This is a genomic window from Streptomyces sp. NPDC037054 (genome assembly GCF_055606745.1).
Window position 1 is genome coordinate 368,812 of the sequence record NZ_JBVJSJ010000001.1, and the last position, 17,223, is coordinate 386,034.

13 protein-coding genes and 1 pseudogene are annotated in these 17,223 nt (G+C 69.2%); 1 reads left to right on the top strand and 13 read right to left on the bottom strand.

Translation table 11 applies throughout. The features are described from left to right. Positions 1-59 precede the first annotated feature (59 nt). Positions 60-254, bottom strand: a complete 195-nt coding sequence (locus ACZ7D7_RS01675) for a hypothetical protein (RefSeq protein WP_279548410.1) — start codon at positions 252-254, stop codon at positions 60-62. A gap of 156 nt (positions 255-410) precedes the next feature. On the opposite strand from ACZ7D7_RS01675, the gene ACZ7D7_RS01680 reads away from it, so the two are divergent. After that, entirely contained in the window at positions 411-2,528 is a 2,118-nt protein-coding gene (locus tag ACZ7D7_RS01680) for a S9 family peptidase (protein ID WP_470821484.1), read from the top strand. 167 nt (positions 2,529-2,695) lie between these two features. Here ACZ7D7_RS01680 and ACZ7D7_RS01685 read toward each other — a convergent pair whose 3' ends face one another. The 12 genes and pseudogenes from ACZ7D7_RS01685 to typA form a co-directional block, all read right to left on the bottom strand. Beyond that, positions 2,696-3,736 carry an ABC transporter ATP-binding protein gene (locus ACZ7D7_RS01685; RefSeq protein WP_470821485.1) on the bottom strand — a complete coding sequence of 347 codons (1,041 nt, stop codon included), beginning with the start codon at positions 3,734-3,736 and terminating at the stop codon, positions 2,696-2,698. Further along, a complete protein-coding gene (locus tag ACZ7D7_RS01690) occupies positions 3,729-4,703 on the bottom strand; it encodes an ABC transporter ATP-binding protein (protein WP_470821486.1) in 975 nt (324 codons plus the stop codon). Before ACZ7D7_RS01690 ends, ACZ7D7_RS01685 begins: the two co-directional genes overlap by 8 nt. 6 nt (positions 4,704-4,709) lie before the next feature. Further along, entirely contained in the window at positions 4,710-5,690 is a 981-nt protein-coding gene (locus ACZ7D7_RS01695) for an ABC transporter permease (RefSeq protein WP_470821487.1), read from the bottom strand. Then, complete coding sequence (locus ACZ7D7_RS01700; RefSeq protein ID WP_470821488.1) at positions 5,683-6,606, bottom strand: ABC transporter permease; 924 nt, start codon at positions 6,604-6,606, stop codon at positions 5,683-5,685. Before ACZ7D7_RS01700 ends, ACZ7D7_RS01695 begins: the two co-directional genes overlap by 8 nt. Before the next feature lie 11 nt (positions 6,607-6,617). Beyond that, positions 6,618-8,249 carry a peptide ABC transporter substrate-binding protein gene (locus ACZ7D7_RS01705; protein ID WP_470821489.1) on the bottom strand — a complete coding sequence of 544 codons (1,632 nt, stop codon included), beginning with the start codon at positions 8,247-8,249 and terminating at the stop codon, positions 6,618-6,620. 140 nt (positions 8,250-8,389) lie between these two features. Continuing rightward, positions 8,390-8,671 (bottom strand): annotated as a pseudogene (locus ACZ7D7_RS01710) (VOC family protein); the annotation flags it as partial. A gap of 88 nt (positions 8,672-8,759) precedes the next feature. Further along, positions 8,760-9,908 carry an ABC transporter ATP-binding protein gene (locus ACZ7D7_RS01715; RefSeq protein ID WP_470821491.1) on the bottom strand — a complete coding sequence of 383 codons (1,149 nt, stop codon included), beginning with the start codon at positions 9,906-9,908 and terminating at the stop codon, positions 8,760-8,762. Continuing rightward, positions 9,901-10,959, bottom strand: a complete 1,059-nt coding sequence (locus tag ACZ7D7_RS01720; RefSeq protein WP_470821492.1) for an ABC transporter ATP-binding protein — start codon at positions 10,957-10,959, stop codon at positions 9,901-9,903. The genes ACZ7D7_RS01715 and ACZ7D7_RS01720 overlap by 8 nt, the downstream gene beginning before the upstream one ends. A gap of 11 nt (positions 10,960-10,970) precedes the next feature. Continuing rightward, positions 10,971-11,933: an ABC transporter permease gene (locus tag ACZ7D7_RS01725; RefSeq protein WP_470821493.1), complete on the bottom strand. Its 963-nt coding sequence runs from the start codon at positions 11,931-11,933 to the stop codon at positions 10,971-10,973. Next, positions 11,926-12,855 carry an ABC transporter permease gene (locus ACZ7D7_RS01730; RefSeq protein ID WP_470821495.1) on the bottom strand — a complete coding sequence of 310 codons (930 nt, stop codon included), beginning with the start codon at positions 12,853-12,855 and terminating at the stop codon, positions 11,926-11,928. Before ACZ7D7_RS01730 ends, ACZ7D7_RS01725 begins: the two co-directional genes overlap by 8 nt. A 132-nt stretch (positions 12,856-12,987) precedes the next feature. Beyond that, positions 12,988-14,604: a peptide ABC transporter substrate-binding protein gene (locus tag ACZ7D7_RS01735; protein WP_470821496.1), complete on the bottom strand. Its 1,617-nt coding sequence runs from the start codon at positions 14,602-14,604 to the stop codon at positions 12,988-12,990. 665 nt (positions 14,605-15,269) lie between these two features. Next, the gene (gene typA / locus ACZ7D7_RS01740; RefSeq protein ID WP_470821497.1) at positions 15,270-17,177 is read right to left on the bottom strand and encodes a translational GTPase TypA; all 1,908 of its coding nucleotides are present in this window, start codon (positions 17,175-17,177) and stop codon (positions 15,270-15,272) included. Between the last annotated feature and the right edge of the window lie 46 nt (positions 17,178-17,223).

Genomic DNA, 17,223 nt, shown 5'->3' on the forward strand with positions numbered 1-17,223 from the left:
CACCGGCCCGCGGCTGGCGTTCAGTCCCGCCGCGTGGGCCGGCTTCGTGCCGTACGCCGTCAGAACTTGATGCTGCCGATCATGCTGGCCACGCTCGTCGTCAGGTCGCTGATCGTCGGTGCCACGGTCGAGGAGGCGAGGTAGAAGCCGAGCAGCATGCAGACCACCGCGTGCCCTCCCTTCAGTCCTGACTTCTTGATCAGCAGGAAGACGATGATCGCCAGCAGCACCACCGCCGAAATCGAGAGTGCCACGGCGGCTCACCTCCAAGGACCCAGGGGACGCGGGGGATTGATCAGTGGGACAAGCAGGTTTCTACCCACTGTGCGCCACTGATCATAACTATCCGTACGTGCGCATCGATCGGCGCACGGCAACACAAGGGGGCGCATGGCCAATATGGTCGGGGCATGACGACCGAGGCTGACTCCTTCCCCAGGCGGCACGCCCGCACCCAGCGGTTCACGCTCGGCGCGCCGCGTTCGTTCACCGTGGCGCCCGACGGTGAACGTGTCGTGTTCCTGCGCTCCGACTCCGGTACGGACAGGGCGAGTTCGCTGTGGGTGCTCGACGTCGCGGAGGGCGCGGAGCGCGTCGCGGCCGACCCGCGGGCCCTGCTGGGCGGCGCCTCGGAGGACCTCCCGCCGGAGGAGCGGGCGCGGCGCGAGCGCAGCCGTGAGGGCGGTGCCGGCGTCGTCGGATACGCCACCGACGACGCCGTGGAGTTGGCGTCCTTCGCCTTGTCGGGGCGGCTTTTCACGGCCGAGCTGCGCGCCGGTACGGCCCGTGAACTGCGCGTCCCCGGGCCGGTGATCGACCCGCGCCCCTCCCCCGACGGACGGCACGTCGCGTACGTGGCGCGCGGCGCGCTGCGGGTCGTGGAGGCCGAGGGCGGGGCGGACCGGGCGCTGGCGGAGCCGGACGGCGACGGCGTCACGTACGGCCTGGCCGAGTTCGTCGCGGCCGAGGAGATGGGGCGTTCGCGCGGTTTCTGGTGGTCTCCGGAGTCGGACCGGCTGCTCGTGGCGCGCGTGGACGACACGCCGGTGCGGCGCTGGTGGATCTCGGACCCGGCCCATCCGGAACGTGAGCCACAACACGTCCCGTACCCGGCGGCCGGGACGGCCAACGCGGACGTGCGGCTGTTCGTGATCGGCCTGGACGGGGCCCGCACGGAGGTCTCCTGGGACCGGGCGCGCTACCCGTATCTGGCGCGTGTGCACTGGTCAGCGGCGGGTGCGCCGCTGCTTCTCGTACAGGCGCGCGATCAGCGCAGCCAGCTGTTCCTGGCCGTGGACCCGGAGTCCGGATCGACCCGGATGGTGCACGCCGATGAAGATCCAACTTGGCTGGAAATCTTCGCCGGAGTGCCGTGCTGGAGCCCGTCCGGACAGCTCGTGCGCATCGCCGACGAGGGCGGCGCGCGGGTCCTCGCGGTGGGTGAACGACCGTTGACCGGACCGCAGTTGCACGTCCGCGCGGTGCTGGACGTCACCGCCCACGACGTGCTGGTCCAGGCGTCGGCGGGCGAGGAGGCGGCCGAGCCGGAGACCGGCGAGGTGCACGTGTACCGGGTCAACGAGCTGGGCTGGGAGCGCGTGTCGCAGGAGCCCGGCGTGCACGCGGCGGTGCGTTCCGGGGACGTGACGGTGCTGGTGTCGGCGGCGCCGGACCGGCCGGGGGCGCGGGTCCAGGTGCTGCGCGACGGCAAGAAGGTCGCGGTGATCGCCTCGTACGCCGAGGATCCCGGTCTGTCGCCGCGCCTGCTGCTCACCCAGGGGGGCGCACGCCGAATCCCGTGCGCCGTGCTTATGCCTCGGGACTACGCCGGTGACACCCCCCTGCCGGTTTTGATGGACCCCTACGGCGGTCCGCACGGCGCGCGGGTCGTCGCCGCGCACAACGCGCACCTGACCTCGCAGTGGTTCGCCGACCAGGGTTTCGCGGTGGTCGTCGCCGACGGCCGCGGCACCCCGGGCCGCTCCCCCGCCTGGGAGAAGGCCGTCCACCGCGACCTCACGGTCTCCCTGGACGACCAGGTGGAGGCCCTCCACGCGCTCGCCGGGAGCCACCCGCTCGACCTGTCCCGGGTGGCGATCCGCGGCTGGTCCTACGGCGGCTGGCTGGCCGCGCTGGCGGTGCTGCGCCGCCCGGACGTCTTCCACGCGGGCATCGCGGGCGCGCCGGTCACGGACTGGCGGCTGTACGACACGCACTACACAGAGCGGTATCTGGGCGACCCGGCGACGGACCCGGAGACGTACGCGAACAGCTCGCTCGTGACCGACGACGGGCTGTCCTCCCCCGCCGGACCGCACCGCCCGCTGATGGTCGTGCACGGCCTCGCCGACGACAACGTGGTCGTCGCGCACGCCCTGCGGCTGTCCTCGGCCCTGCTGGCCGCCGGGCGCCCGCACGAGGTGCTCCCGCTGTCCGGCGTGACGCACATGACCCCGCAGGAGCAGGTCGCGGAGAACCTGCTGCTGCTTCAGGTGGACTTCCTCAAGCGGTCGTTGGGGATGGCGTAGCGCGCCGCGGGACGGCTCCCGTACGGCAACAGGCCGGGGCGACGCGCGCCCCGGCCTGTTTACGGCACCCGCACGGCCGTACGCTGTTCAGCGTGCCCCGTCCGTATATCGGGACCGGGTCGGCCAAGTTGCCTGCGTGTTAACGACGTTCGTGCACGTATGTGCGGTTATGCGCCCGCCGGTTCCGCGGGCACCACCTGCTTCGGCTCCGCGAAGTGGCACGCCGAGGCGTGCGCGGCGGGCCCGCCCGCGCTCCGGAAGTCCTCCGGCACCGCGAGCGCCGGGGCCTCCACCGCGCAGCGCTCCCGCGCCTTCCAGCAGCGGGTGCGGAACCGGCAGCCGGACGGAATGTTCGTCGGGGACGGCACCTCGCCGGTGAGGATGATCCGCTCGCGGTTCTCGCGGGCCTCCGGGTCGGGCACCGGCACCGCGGACAGCAGCGCCTGCGTGTACGGGTGGGTCGGGTGGTCGTAGATCTCGGTGTCCCGGCCGGTCTCCACGATCCGTCCGAGGTACATCACGGCGACCCGGTCCGAGATGTGCCGGACGAGGGAGAGGTCGTGCGCGATGAAGACGTACGACAGGGCGAACTCGTCCTGGAGCCGTTCCATCAGGTTGACGACCTGCGCCTGCACGGACACGTCCAGCGCGGAGACCGGCTCGTCGGCGACGATCAGTTCCGGGCGGAGCGCCAACGCCCGCGCGATGCCGATGCGTTGGCGCTGACCGCCGGAGAACTGGTGGGGGTAGCGGTTGATGTGCTCGGGGTTGAGGCCGACGACGTCCAGGAGGTCCTGGACGCGCTTGCGGCGGTCGCCCTTCGGCGCCACCTCGGGGTGGATGTCGAACGGCTCCCCGATGATGTCACCCACGGTCATGCGGGGGTTGAGCGAGGTGTACGGGTCCTGGAACACCATCTGGATGTTGCGGCGCACCGCCTTCAGGGCACGCCCCGACAGCCGGGTGATGTCCTGACCCTTGTAGAAGATCTCGCCGGCCGTCGCCCGCTCCAGGTTCATCAGGAGCTTGGCCACCGTCGACTTGCCGCAGCCCGACTCGCCCACGATGCCCAGGGTCTCGCCCCGGCCGAGGGCGAAGTCGACGCCGTCGACGGCCTTCACGGCGCCGACCCGCTTCTTGAACAGGACACCCTGGGTGAGCGGGTAGTGCTTGACGAGGCCCCGCACCGCGAGGATCGGCTCAGCCATGGAGGCACTCCCTCCAGAAGTGGCAGGCGCTGTGCCGGAGTTCGGCCACCTGGAGCGGGGGCGGCGCGTCGGTCCGGCACACGTCGCCCGCGAGGGGGCAGCGCGGGTGGAAGGCGCAGCCCGGCGGGATGCGCGTGAGGTCGGGCGGCAGGCCCTTGACGGCGTAGAGCTCCCTGCCCTTGCGGTCCAGGCGGGGAATGGAGTCCAGCAGGCCGCGGGTGTACGGGTGCGCCGGTGCCTTGTAGAGGTCGTGGACGGGCGCGGTCTCCACGATGCGCCCCGCGTACATCACGGCGATCCGGTCGGCGACGTCGGCGACCACGCCGAGGTCGTGGGTGATGAGGACCAGCCCCATGCGGTACTCGCGCCGCAGTTCCGCGAGCAGGTCCATCACCTGGGCCTGGACGGTGACGTCCAGGGCGGTGGTGGGCTCGTCGGCGATGACGAGTGCCGGTTCCAGGGCCAGCGCCATGGCGATCATGACGCGCTGGCGCATGCCGCCGGAGAACTGGTGCGGGTACTGCCCGGCGCGCTCCTTGGCGGCCGGGATGCGCACGCGGTCCATCAGCTCGACGGCCCGGGCGCGGGCGTCCTTCTTCGACATGCCGCGGTGCACGACGAACATCTCGCCGAGCTGGTCGCCCACCGTGAGCACGGGGTTGAGGGCGGACAGCGCGTCCTGGAAGATCATCGCCAGCTCGGCGCCGCGGATCCTCCTGCGCTCGTCCTCCTTGAGCCTCAGCAGGTCGCGGCCCCGGAAGAGGATCTCCCCGGACGTGATCCGGCCGGGCGGCGTGTCGAGGATGCCCATGACGGCCTGTGCGGTGACGGACTTGCCGGAGCCGGACTCGCCGAGCACGGCGAGCGTCTCGCCGGCGTCGACGCCGAAGCCGGCGCCGTTGACGGCCCGGGCGACGCCGTCGCGCGTGCGGAACTCCACGTGCAGGTCGCGCACTTCGAGGAGCACGGCGGCTCACCTCAGCTTCGGGTCGAGGGCGTCGCGCACCGCGTCGCCGAGCATGATGAACGCCAGCACGGTGACCGCCAGCGCCCCGGAGGGCCACAGCAGCGCGTGCGGGGCGTTGCGGATGTAGGGGGAGGCGGCGGAGATGTCGATGCCCCAGGACACCGCGGGCGGTTTCAGGCCGACGCCGAGGTACGACAGGGTCGCCTCCAGCGCGATGTACGTGCCGAGCGCGATGGTCGCCACGACGATCACCGGGGCCACGGCGTTGGGCGCGATGTGCCGCAGCAGGACCCGGGAGTGGGAGGCGCCGAGGGCGCGGGCGGCCTGGACGTAGTCGTTCTGCTTGGCGGTGATGACGGCGCCGCGGGCGATGCGGGAGATCTGCGGCCAGCCGAGCAGCACCATGAACCCGATGACGGGCCACACGGTGTTCCCGGTGACCACGGACAGCAGGACGAGGCCGCCGAGGACGACCGGGATCGCGAAGAACACGTCGGTGATCCGGGACAGCACCGCGTCCCAGAGGCCGCCGAAGAACCCGGCGAGGCCGCCGAGGACGCTGCCGAGGACGGCGACGCCGAGGGTGGCCAGCACGCCGACCGTGACGGACGTGCGGGCGCCGTACACGGTGCGGGTGTAGACGTCGCAGCCCTGGCCGTCGTAGCCGAAGGGGTGGCCGGGCCCGGCGCCCTGCTGGGCCTTGGCCAGGTCGCACTGGAGGGGGTTGCCGGAGGCGATCAGGGAGGGCCACAGGGCGATGACGACGAGGAAGACGATCAGCAGCCCGGAGACGAGGAAGACGGGATTGCGGCGCAGGTCGTGCCAGGCGTCGGACCACAGGCTGCGCGGCTTGTCGCGCGGCGGGGTGCGCTCGGGGCCGCCGGGCGGGCGCCCCACGGTGTCCGGTGTGCCGGGGGCGAGACCGGCGGCGGTGCCCGCGGTGGTCCCGGCGACGGCGCTCGCGGCCCGCAGCGGCTGCTCAGGCATGGCGGATCCTCGGGTCGAGTACGGCGTACAGCAGGTCGACGAGGAGGTTGGCGACGAGGAAGACGAGGACGAGGACGGTCACGAAGCCGACGACCGTCTGGGTGTTCTGGCGCAGGATGCCCTGGTAGAGCTGGAAGCCCACGCCGTGGATGTTGAAGATCCGCTCGGTGACGATCGCGCCGGCCATCAGGGCGCCCACGTCGGTGCCGACGAAGGTGACGACGGGGATGAGGGAGTTGCGCAGCAGGTGCCGGGTGACGACGCGGTGTCGGGGCAGGCCCTTGGCGACGGCGGTGCGGACGTAGTCGGCGCGGCGGTTCTCGGCGACGGAGGTGCGGGTCAGCCGGGTCACGTAGGCGAGGGAGACGGAGGCGAGGACGAGGCCGGGGACGATCAGTTCGCCGAAGCCGGCCCCGGCGGACACCGACGGTCCGATCCAGCCCCATTCGACGCCGAGGAGCAGTTGGAGCAGCAGGCCGGTGACGAAGGTGGGCACGGAGATGACGACGAGGGTGAGCACGAGGACGGCGGTGTCGACGGGCCGGCCGCGGCGCAGGCCCGTGACGACGCCGAGGGTGATGCCGATGACGATCTCGAAGGTGACGGCCACGAGGGTGAGGCGGATGGTGACCGGGAACGCCGTCGCCATCAGCTCGGTGACCTTCTGGCCGTTGAACGCGGTGCCGAAGTCGCCGGTGAGGACGTTGGCCAGGTAGGTCAGGTACTGCTCCCAGACGGGCTCGTCGAGGCCGAACTCCGTTCTGAGGCGGGCGGCGGTGGCCGGGTCGCACGCGCGGTCGCCGCACAGGCCGGCGACGGGGTCGCCCATGACGTTGACCATCAGGAAGATCAGCAGGGTGGCGCCCGCGAAGACCGGGATCATCTGGAGCAGGCGCCGGACGACGTACCGTCCCATGCCGCCGCCTCTCAGCCGACCTCGATCTGTTCGTAGACGGGGACGCTGAAGGGGTTGAGCCGTACGCCGGACAGCCGCTCGGAGTAGCCGGCGCTGCCGTTCTGGTACCAGAGCGGGATGGCGGCCATGGTGTCGCGGACGACCTCCTCGGCCCGCTGGAACAGCTTGACGGCCCGGGCGGGGTCGGACTCGGCGTTGGCCCGGTCGACGAGCTCGTCGAACTCGGGGCTGGTCCACTTGCCGTCGTTGGAGGAGGCGTTGGTGTAGTAGAGCGGCTGGAGGAAGTTCTGGATGAGCGGGTAGTCCATCTGCCAGCCGGCGCGGAACGGGCCGGGCATCTTCTCGTCGGACATCCGGCCGCGGAAGTCGGCGAAGGTGCCGATGGGGTTGGGGACGCAGGCGCGGTCGTCGCCGAGGACGTTGTTGATGGAGTTGCAGACGGCGTCGACCCACTGCTTGTGGGAGCCGGTGTCCGTGTTGAACGTGATCCTGACCTGGCCGCCGGGGAGGCCGCCGCCCTCCCGGATGAGCTTCTTCGCCTCGGCGGGCCGGTACGCGCAGGCCTCGCCGCACAGGCCGGCGCGGTGGCCGCCGTCCTTGCCGAGCACCGGGGAGGTCCAGTCGGTGGCCGGGGTGCGGGTGCCGTGGAAGATCGTCTTGGTGATCTGGTCGCGGTCGATGGCCATGGACAGCCCGCGCCGGACCTTCTCCATGCCCTTCTTCCCCCAGTCCTTGTCGTAGTAGGGGAAGGCGAGGGTCTGGAGGATGCCGGCGGGCGCGTTGATGTAGCGGTCGCCGAGGTCGCTCGCGACGTTCCCCAGCTGGGCGGCCGGGATGTCGTCGGCGAGGTCGAGGTTGCCGGCCAACAGGTCGGTGTAGGCGGTGTTGTTGTCGGTGTAGACCTTGAGGTCGACGCCGTCGTTGCGGGCCTGGTCGGGGCCGGGGTAGCGGTCCCACTTGCGCAGCGACATCTGGGCGCCTCTGGTGTACGACCGCACGGCGTACGGGCCGTTGCCGACGGGCTTTTCGACCCAGGCGTCGTGGTCGTCGAAGAAGGCGCGCGGGAGCGGGGCGAAGGCGTGGTAGCCGAGGGTGTCGGGGAACGTGGAGAACTTCTGGGCGAGCCTGACGGTGAAGGTCCGCTCGCCGGTGACGCGGAGGCCTGACATCGTGTCGGCGGTCTGCTTGCCGTCCTCGGGGTGGACCTTGTCGTAGCCCTCGATGTAGCTGAAGAAGTACGCGTTCTTCTGGTTGTTCCTCAGGCTCGCGCCGTAGTTCCAGGCGTCCACGAAGGACTTGGCGGTGACCTTCTCGCCGTTGCTGAAGGTCCAGCCCTTCTTGACGGTGACGTGGAAGGTCCGCGAGTCGGTGGTCTCGATCTTCTCGGCGAGCATGTTCTCGGCCTCGCCGGTCCTCGGGTCGTAGCGCTTGAGGCCGCGGAAGATCATGTCGAGGACCTTGCCGCCCTGCACCTCGTTGGTGTTGGCGGGCTCAAGCGGGTTCTGCGGGTCGCCCCAGGAGGAGCTGAGCACGGCCCCGGCGTCGCCCGCGGCACCACCGGCCCCTTCCCCGCCGCAGGCGGTCGCCGCGAGGGCCGCGACCACCGCGCAGGCGACCCATTTGGCGTGCGTGGCTCCGCGCATGGAGTGCCTCCTCGTAGGTGCGCAGGACGTGCGCTGCCGCCAGCACCGAAGCACTGACCCTTTCCGGCCAATATCAACCGAAAACCGACCTACCGCACACGCACTCCCCCGTACGGGGGCACCGGCCGCCTGACACCCGCTCAGGCCCCGGCCTCCCCCGCCACGACCTCGACCTCGAACCCGTCGGAGTTGACGAGATACACGGCGTAGTGCCCCGGCCCGCCGGCATGCGGATACCGCTCGGCGAACAGCGGGGCCCACCCGTGCCCGGCCGCCTCCCCGGCCAGGGCGTCGACCTCCGCCGCCGTTCCCCCGTGGAACGCGAGGTGATTGAGTCCGGGCAGCAGCCGGTCGTGCCGGTCGCCGCTGAGCGCCGGCGACTGCTCCACGACGAGGTACGTCGGCCCCCGCCGCCAACTGCGGCATCACGGCTCTCCCGTTCCGGTCCTGAGAACGCCGGATCCCGGCGACCCCTGACGGGGTGCCGGGAACCGGTGGGGCGGTGAGGGGTCAGGCCGCGTGGACGACGTCCTTCTCCTCCGCGAAGTGGCAGGCCGACTCGTGGGCCGCCGGGGAGTCCGAGCCCTTGAAGCGCTCCGGGACCGCGAGCAGGGGGACCTCCTCGGCGCACTTGGCCTCGGCCTTCCAGCAGCGGGTGCGGAAGCGGCAGCCCGACGGCGGGTTGGCCGGGGACGGCACGTCGCCGGTGAGGATGATCCGCTCGCGGTTCTCGCGGGCGTCCGGGTCCGGGACCGGGACCGCCGACAGCAGCGCCTGGGTGTAGGGGTGCGTCGGGTGGTCGTAGATCTGCTCGTCCGTGCCGATCTCGGCCATCTTGCCGAGGTACATCACGCCGACCCGGTCCGAGATGTGCCGGACGATCGACAGGTCGTGCGCGATGAACACGTACGACAGGTTGAACTCGTCCTGCAGACGCTCCATCAGGTTGATGACCTGCGCCTGCACGGACACGTCCAGCGCCGACACCGGCTCGTCGCAGATGATGATCTCGGGGTTGAGGGCCAGGCCGCGGGCGATGCCGATGCGCTGGCGCTGACCGCCCGAGAACTGGTGCGGGTAGCGGTTGATGTACTCCGGGTTGAGGCCGACGACGTCCAGGAGGTCCTGGACGCGCTTGCGGCGGTCCCCCTTCGGCGCCACCTCGGGGTGGATGTCGAACGGCTCCCCGATGATGTCGCCGACCGTCATACGCGGGTTGAGCGACGTGTACGGGTCCTGGAACACCATCTGGATGTTGCGGCGCACCGCCTTCAGGGCCCGCCCCGACAGCCGGGTGATGTCCTGACCTTTGTAGAAGATCTCGCCGGCCGTCGCCCGCTCCAGGTTCATCAGGAGCTTGGCCACCGTCGACTTGCCGCAGCCCGACTCGCCCACGATGCCCAGGGTCTCGCCCTGGTACAGGTCGAAGGAGATGCCGTCGACGGCCTTGACCGCGCCGATCTGCCGCTTGAAGAGGATGCCCTGCGTGAGCGGGAAGTGCTTCACCAGGTTCCGCACCTGGAGGATCGGCTCGCCCCGCTCGACCGGCGCCTCGATGGCCGCGACCGCGGCCGACTCGGTGGCGGCGTCGACGACGTCCACCTCGGAGACGTTGGGCGTGGCGTCCTGCGGCTCGTCGTTCTTGCTGAGCTCAGCCATGGATCGTCTCCTTCCAGAAGTGGCACGCCGACGTACGGCCGACGAGGTCGGACCCGTCCTGCTCCGTGACCGGGTGCAGTGCCGGGACGTCCGTACGGCAGATGTCCTGCGCCATCGGGCAGCGCGGGTTGAACGCGCAACCGCTCGGGATGCGCGTCAGGTTGGGCGGCAGGCCCTTGATCGCGTACAGCTCCTGGCCCTTCTGGTCCAGGCGCGGGATCGACTCCAGCAGACCCTTGGTGTACGGGTGCGCCGGGCGCTTGTACAGCTCGTGGACCGGGGCCTGCTCCACGATGCGGCCCGCGTACATCACGGCGATCTTGTCCGCGACGTCGGCGACCACGCCGAGGTCGTGCGTGATCAGGATCAGACCCATGTGGTACTCGCGCTGGAGCTCCGCCAGCAGGTCCATCACCTGGGCCTGCACCGTCACGTCGAGCGCCGTGGTGGGCTCGTCGGCGATGATCAGGTCCGGCTCCAGGGCCAGCGCCATCGCGATCATGATGCGCTGGCGCATACCGCCGGAGAACTGGTGCGGGTAGTCGTTCACGCGCGCCGCGGCCGCCGGGATCTTCACCCGGTCCATCAGCTCGATCGCCTTGGCCTTGGCGTCCTTCTTGGACAGGCCCTGGTGCACGCGGAACATCTCGCCGAGCTGGTAGCCCACCGAGAGCACGGGGTTGAGCGAGGACAGCGCGTCCTGGAAGATCATGGCGATCTTCCGCCCGCGCAGCTTGCGGCGCTCCTCGCCGGACATCTTCAGCATGTCCTGGCCGCGGAAGAGGATCTCGCCCTTCGGGATGCGGCCGGGCGGCATGTCGAGGATGCCCATGATCGCCTGCGCGGTCACGGACTTGCCGGAACCGGACTCGCCGAGCACGGCGAGCGTCTCGCCCGCGGAGACGGAGTAGTTGACGCCGTTCACGGCCTTGGCGACACCGTCACGGGTGTGGAACTCCACGTGCAGGTCGCGCACTTCGAGCAGCGCGCCGCCCGTGCCCTCCGGGCCGTCCGGTGCGGAACTCTCGGCCACTTTGTCGATGATGGTCACGTACGCCTCCCTCAGCGCGACTTCGGGTCAAGGGCGTTGCGGACCGCATCGCCGAACATAAGGAACGACAGCACCGTGATCGAGACCATCACCGACGGAATGATCAGGGTGTGCGGCGCGATACGGAGCTGCTCACGTCCTCGCGCCACGTCGCCGCCCCAGGAGACCGCCGTGTCGCCGAGACCCACGCCCAGGAAGGACAGGGTGGCCTCGGCCGCGATGTAACCGCCGAGGGCGATGGTCGCGACGACGATGATGGGCGCGAGCGCGTTGGGCAGGATGTGCCGGAAGAGGATCCGGGAGGTCGAGGCGCCGAGTGCCCTGGCGGCCACGACGTAGTCGGACTGCTTGATGGTGATCACCGCGCCGCGCGCGACACGGGCGATCTGGGTCCAGCCGAGGAAGGCCAGCGCCATGATGACGACCAGGACGGTGCGGTTGTCGAAGGAGTTCAGCACCACCAGCGCGCCGAGCAGGAACGGGATGCCGAGGAAGATGTCCGTCACCCGCGACAGCAGCGTGTCGGCCAGGCCGCCGAAGTAGCCGGCGATCATGCCGATGAAGGTGCCGATGAGGGTCACGGCGACCGTCACGCCCACACCCACGGTGATCGAGGCGCGGGCGCCGTAGACGACACGCGCGTAGATCGAACGGCCCTGGACGTCGTAGCCCAGCCAGTCCGGGGCGAAGAAGTTGCCCCAGTTGGGCTTGCCCAGGTAGTGCTTGGCCAGGTCGGCGTCGCGCGGCGAGGCACTGGTGAACAGCCCCGGCCAGAACGACATCACCAGCAGGAACACGATCAGCACGGCCGAGACCAGGAACAGCGGGTTGCGCCGCAGGTCGTGCCAGGCGTCGGACCAGAGGCTGCGGGGCTTGCCGGGAGCCGGGCCGGCCTCCGCCACGACGACGCCCGCGCTGCTCACGGTGTCGCCGGGAAGGACTTCGCCCTGCTTCTCGATGGTCTTCTCAGGCATAGCGAATCCTCGGGTCCAGGACCGCGTAAAGCAGGTCGACGATCAGGCTGGCGGCGAGGTAGATGAGCACCATGAGCGAGGCGATGCCCACGACCGTGGCGCCCTCACGGCGGCTGAGCGCCTCGTAGATCTCGATACCGATGCCCCGCACGTTGAAGATGCCCTCGGTGACGATGGCGCCGGTCATCAGGCTGCCGATCTCGATACCGAGGAAGGTGACCACGGGGATCATCGAGTTGCGCATGAGGTGGACGCCGACGACGCGGCGGCGCGGCAGGCCCTTGGCGACGGCGGTGCGCATGTAGTCGGCCCGCAGGTTCTCCGCGATCGACGTTCTGGTCAGCCGGGCGACGTAGGCGAGCGACAGCGACGCCAGCACAGTGGCCGGCAGCGCGAGCTGGGAGAAGTCCGTGGAGTCGGTCACGGTGGGGGTGGTGACCCCCCACTTGAACGCGAGCAGGTACTGCAGCAGGAAGCCCAGCACGAAGGACGGCATCGACACGAGCACCAGCGTCAGCGTGAGCAGTCCGCGGTCGCGCAGCGTGTCGGGGCGCAGACCGGCGACGACACCGAGACCGATGCCCACGACGGTGACGAAGGTGAAGGCGAAGATCGTGAGTCTGATCGTCACCGGGAACGCGTCGGCGATGATGTCCGCGATGGGCCGCTTGCTGGCGATCTGTGTTCCGAAGTCTCCCTGGAACAGACCCGTCATGTAGTTCGCGTACTGCTGAAGGAGCGGCTGGTCGAGGCCGAGTTCCTTCTTGATGCTCGCGACCACCGCCGGGTCGTACGCCTGGTCGCCCATCATCGCCCGGACGGGGTCGCCGGGCAGGGCGTACATCATGCAGAAGATGATCAAGGTTGACCCGATGAACACCGGGATCATCTGGAGCAGTCGTCGTGCGACATAGCGCCCCATAGGTGCCTCCGTGAGGGGTTAACGCAGGTACGGGGGCCGTCTCCGGGTGATGAGACGGCCCCCCGCACCTCCCACCGCCACCGGAGCGGCGGCGGGTCTACGGCCGAGTGGGAAGAGTCCTGAGGACTCCTCTTACTTGGTGGTGACGGCCCACACTTCGAGGTCACCGTGGAAGTCGACGTTGACGTTGTCGACGTTCTTCCCGTGGCCGCCGTTGATGCGGTAGTACCACAGCGGGATGGCCGGCATGTGGTCGACCAGCTTCTTCTCGACCTCCTGGAAGGCCTTCACCGACTCCTCCAGGGAATCGGCCTTGTCCGCCTCGTTCATCAGCTTGTCGATCTCCTTGTTGGAGAAGCGACCGTTGTTGGCCTCGGCGGTGGTGTGGTACAGCTCCTTCATGAAGTTGGCGTTGACCGGGTAGTCGGCGACCCAACCACCGCGGTACATGCCCTTCACCTGGTCGTTGTCACGGGCCTCGAGGTCCGTGGCGAAGTCCGGCTTCGGGTCGCCGACGCAGTCGACGCCGGTGGCCTTGCGGATGGACTCGCAGACCGCGGTCACCCACTCCTTGTGCCCACCATCGGTGTTGTACTGGATGGTGAACTTGTTGCCCGGGACGCCGCCACCCTCCTTGACCAGCTGCTTGGCCTTCTCGGGGTTGTACGTGAAGACGTCCGTGTCGAGTTCCTGGTTGCCCTTGACACCGGGGGGCGTGAAGCCCTTGGCCGGGGTGCGGGTGTTGTTCAGAACCGTCTTGGTGATCGTCTCGCGGTCGATCGCCATCGACAGACCCTGCAGGACCTTCGGGTCGATGTCCTTGAAGGTCTTGGAGTAGAACGCCGGCGTCAGCGTCTGGATGGCCGCGTACGGCTGCTCGATGGCACCGTCGCCCAGGTCCTGCTTGTACTTCGGCAGGTCCGTCGGGCCGACCTGGCGGATCATGTCCAGGTTGCCGGAGACGACGTCCTTGTAGGCGGCTTCCAGCGTCGTGTACGACTTGAACTGGACGCCCTTGTTCTTGGCCTTGTTCGGACCCTGGTACTCGTCCCAGGCCTTGACCTGGATGAGCTTCTTGTGGTCCCACTTCTCGAAGGTGTAGGGACCGTTGCCGATCGGCTTCTGGCCGAAGGCCTTCGGGTCGTCGTAGAAGACCTTGGGCAGCGGGGCCCAGGTGGTGTAGCCGAGCTTGTAGTTGAAGTACGGCATCGTGTACTTCAGCTCGATCGTGAAGGTGTGGTCGTCGACGATCTTCAGGCCGGACATGGTCTCGGCCTTCGGGTCACCCTTCTCGGGGTGGACGTCGTCGTAGCCCTTGATGTCCTGGAACCAGAACGAGTTCTGCTGGTTGTTCTTGATGTTGGCGTACCAGTTCCACGCGTCGACGTACGACTTCGAGGTGACCTCTTCGCCGTTGTGGAACTTCCAGCCCTTCTTGAGCTTGACCGTCCACGTCTTGGAGTCGTCGGACGTGACCGACTCGGCGTTCGTGTAGACGATCTCGCCCTTGGCGTCGAAGTCCAGGAGCTGAGTGAACAGGGACTGGATGACGTACGAGCCGTTGGACTCGTTGGTGTCGGCCGGGATCAGCGGCTTCTGGGGCTCGCCGACGTCGATCGAGACGTAACCCGCGGGCCCGGAGCCCTTCTTCTGCCCCTCGCTGTCACCGTCGCCGCCGCCACAAGCCGTGACCGCCAGAGCAACGGTTATTGCGCCCGCGACCCACTTGGCGCTCTTGGCACCACGCATGGGTTCCTCCTCATGAGTCCATTGGTTCACCGCAAAGGGGAGCACACGACACTTCACCGTCCACCGCCCGTCGTCGGTGCCGGAGATAGGCAGGTGCCCCCGCGCTCGTGAGTCGGTGCCGCCTGCAGCACGTGCCCCGTTCATCCGAGCTCTACGCGCCTAACTATCTGCCAAGAGCCAAGACCGAACCACCTTCCTGAGGTCTCGGTTCGATCACAGCTCGCGCCTACATCTTCCAAAATCCGGACAAAGGGTTTGGTGAAAGATCCCTGCGAAACGGACTTGTTACACATCTATCGGTGGTAGGTGTCCGTATTCCGGACGCACGGGAGCGAAAAACCGATTGCGCGTAACGTGTCCGGCATGCTGGCTGCCGATTCGGCATGCCCGCCGGCCCACGCAGTGACCTGTCGCACACTCAACATGCCGGTCCGGACGGGCCGTTCGAGACGGCCGCGACCACCGCATGACCCGCACACAGGTGACTTTCCGCAGCAGGGTAGTGGCCGCGCGGACCTCTGACCGGGCCTCCCGAACAATTAGAGGGTTTTCCCTACCCTCCTCTTCACGGCCCCGCGAACCGTGCTTCTACGACGACACCGGGCACCCCGCGACGCGGCGGGGTGCCCGGTGTCGGCCGGTCGGGGCGGGGCCCCGAGAGCGCGTCAGCCGTGCTTGGCGCGGCTCGCGGCGCGGGCGCGCTCGCGGGCGTCCAGGTTCACCTTGCGGATCCGGATGGCCTCCGGGGTCACCTCGACGCACTCGTCGTCGCGGCAGAACTCCAGGGACTGCTCCAGCGACAGCTTGCGCGGCGGGACGATCGACTCCGCCACGTCGGCCGTCGACGACCGCATGTTGGTGAGCTTCTTCTCCTTGGTGATGTTGACGTCCATGTCGTCGGAGCGGGAGTTCTCTCCGACGATCATGCCCTCGTACACCTCGGTGCCGGGCTCCACGAACAGCACGCCGCGCTCCTGGAGGTTCGTCATGGCGAACGCGGTGACGGCGCCGGCGCGGTCCGCGACCAGGGAGCCGTTGTTCCGGGTCTGGAGCGTGCCGAACCAGGGCTCGTGGCCCTCGTGGATGGAGTGCGCGATGCCCGTGCCGCGGGTCTGCGTCAGGAACTCGGTCCGGAAGCCGATCAGGCCGCGGGACGGCACGACGAACTCCATGCGGACCCAGCCCGAGCCGTGGTTGGACATGTTGTCCATCCGGCCCTTGCGGACGCCCATCAGCTGCGTGACCGCGCCCATGTGCTCCTCGGGCACGTCGATCGTCATGCGCTCGACCGGCTCGTAGACCTTGCCGTCGACCTCCTTGGTGACGACCTGCGGCTTGCCGATGGTCAGCTCGAAGCCCTCGCGGCGCATCGTCTCGACCAGGATGGCCAGCGCCAGCTCGCCGCGGCCCTGCACCTCCCAGGCGTCCGGGCGGTCGGTCTCCAGGACGCGCAGCGAGACGTTGCCGATGAGCTCGCGGTCCAGGCGGTCCTTCACCTGGCGCGCGGTCACCTTGCGGTCCTTGACGGCCGCCTTGTTGTCGGCGCCCTTGCCGGTGCCGCCGCGGCCGACCAGCGGCGAGGTGTTCGTGCCGATGGTCATCGAGATCGCGGGCTCGTCGACCGTGATCAGCGGCAGCGGGACCGGGTTCTCCGGGTCGGCCAGCGTCTCGCCGATCATGATGTCCGGGATGCCGGCGACGGCACAGATGTCACCCGGGCCGGCCTTCTCGGCGGGCTTGCGGGTGAGCGCCTCGGTCATCATCAGCTCGGAGATGCGGACGTTGGCGACGGAGCCGTCGCGCTTCATCCACGCGACCGTCTGGCCCTTCTTCAGCTCGCCCTGGTGCACGCGCAGCAGCGCGATACGGCCGAGGAAGTTGTCCGCGTCCAGGTTCGTCACGTGCGCCTGGAGGGGCGCCGACTCGTCGTACGTCGGGGCCGGGATGTGCTCCAGGATCGTGGAGAAGAACGGCTCCAGGCTGGTGGAGTCGGCCGGGACCGTGCCGTCGTCCGGCTTGGTCAGCGACGCGACGCCGTCACGGCCGCAGGCGTAGACGATCGGGAACTCGATCTGCTCCTCGTCGGCGTCCAGGTCGAGGAAGAGGTCGTACGTCTCGTTGACGACCTCGTCGATGCGGGAGTCCGGCCGGTCCGTCTTGTTGATGCACAGGATGATCGGCAGCCGCTGCTGGAGCGCCTTGCGCAGCACGAAGCGGGTCTGCGGGAGCGGGCCCTCGGACGCGTCCACGAGGAGCACGACGCCGTCCACCATCGACAGGCCGCGCTCGACCTCGCCGCCGAAGTCGGCGTGGCCGGGGGTGTCGATGATGTTGATCGTGATCGGGTCCCCGCCGTCCTTCGGGTGATACTTCACCGCGGTGTTCTTGGCGAGGATCGTGATGCCCTTCTCACGCTCCAGGTCGTTCGAGTCCATCATGCGGTCGTCGACGGAGTCGAGCTGGTGGGCCGCGAAGGCGCCCGCCTGCTTGAGCATGCCGTCGACGATGGTGGTCTTGCCGTGGTCGACGTGAGCGACGATGGCGACATTGCGGATGTCGTGGCGCGTGGCCATATAAGGCGTACTCCCGGAGTGCTGAGGAATGCCCTGCGCGAACGCC

Bases quoted from the DNA above. Each gene is read 5' to 3' on its own strand.
- typA (WP_470821497.1), bottom strand. From the start codon at position 17,177: ATGGCCACGCGCCACGACATCCGCAATGTCGCCATCGTCGCTCACGTC.
- ACZ7D7_RS01685 (WP_470821485.1), bottom strand. From the start codon at position 3,736: ATGGCTGAGCCGATCCTCGCGGTGCGGGGCCTCGTCAAGCACTACCCG.
- ACZ7D7_RS01700 (WP_470821488.1), bottom strand. From the start codon at position 6,606: ATGGGACGGTACGTCGTCCGGCGCCTGCTCCAGATGATCCCGGTCTTC.
- ACZ7D7_RS01705 (WP_470821489.1), bottom strand. From the start codon at position 8,249: ATGCGCGGAGCCACGCACGCCAAATGGGTCGCCTGCGCGGTGGTCGCG.
- ACZ7D7_RS01680 (WP_470821484.1), top strand. From the start codon at position 411: ATGACGACCGAGGCTGACTCCTTCCCCAGGCGGCACGCCCGCACCCAG.
- ACZ7D7_RS01715 (WP_470821491.1), bottom strand. From the start codon at position 9,908: ATGGCTGAGCTCAGCAAGAACGACGAGCCGCAGGACGCCACGCCCAAC.
- ACZ7D7_RS01730 (WP_470821495.1), bottom strand. From the start codon at position 12,855: ATGGGGCGCTATGTCGCACGACGACTGCTCCAGATGATCCCGGTGTTC.
- ACZ7D7_RS01725 (WP_470821493.1), bottom strand. From the start codon at position 11,933: ATGCCTGAGAAGACCATCGAGAAGCAGGGCGAAGTCCTTCCCGGCGAC.
- ACZ7D7_RS01735 (WP_470821496.1), bottom strand. From the start codon at position 14,604: ATGCGTGGTGCCAAGAGCGCCAAGTGGGTCGCGGGCGCAATAACCGTT.
- ACZ7D7_RS01695 (WP_470821487.1), bottom strand. From the start codon at position 5,690: ATGCCTGAGCAGCCGCTGCGGGCCGCGAGCGCCGTCGCCGGGACCACC.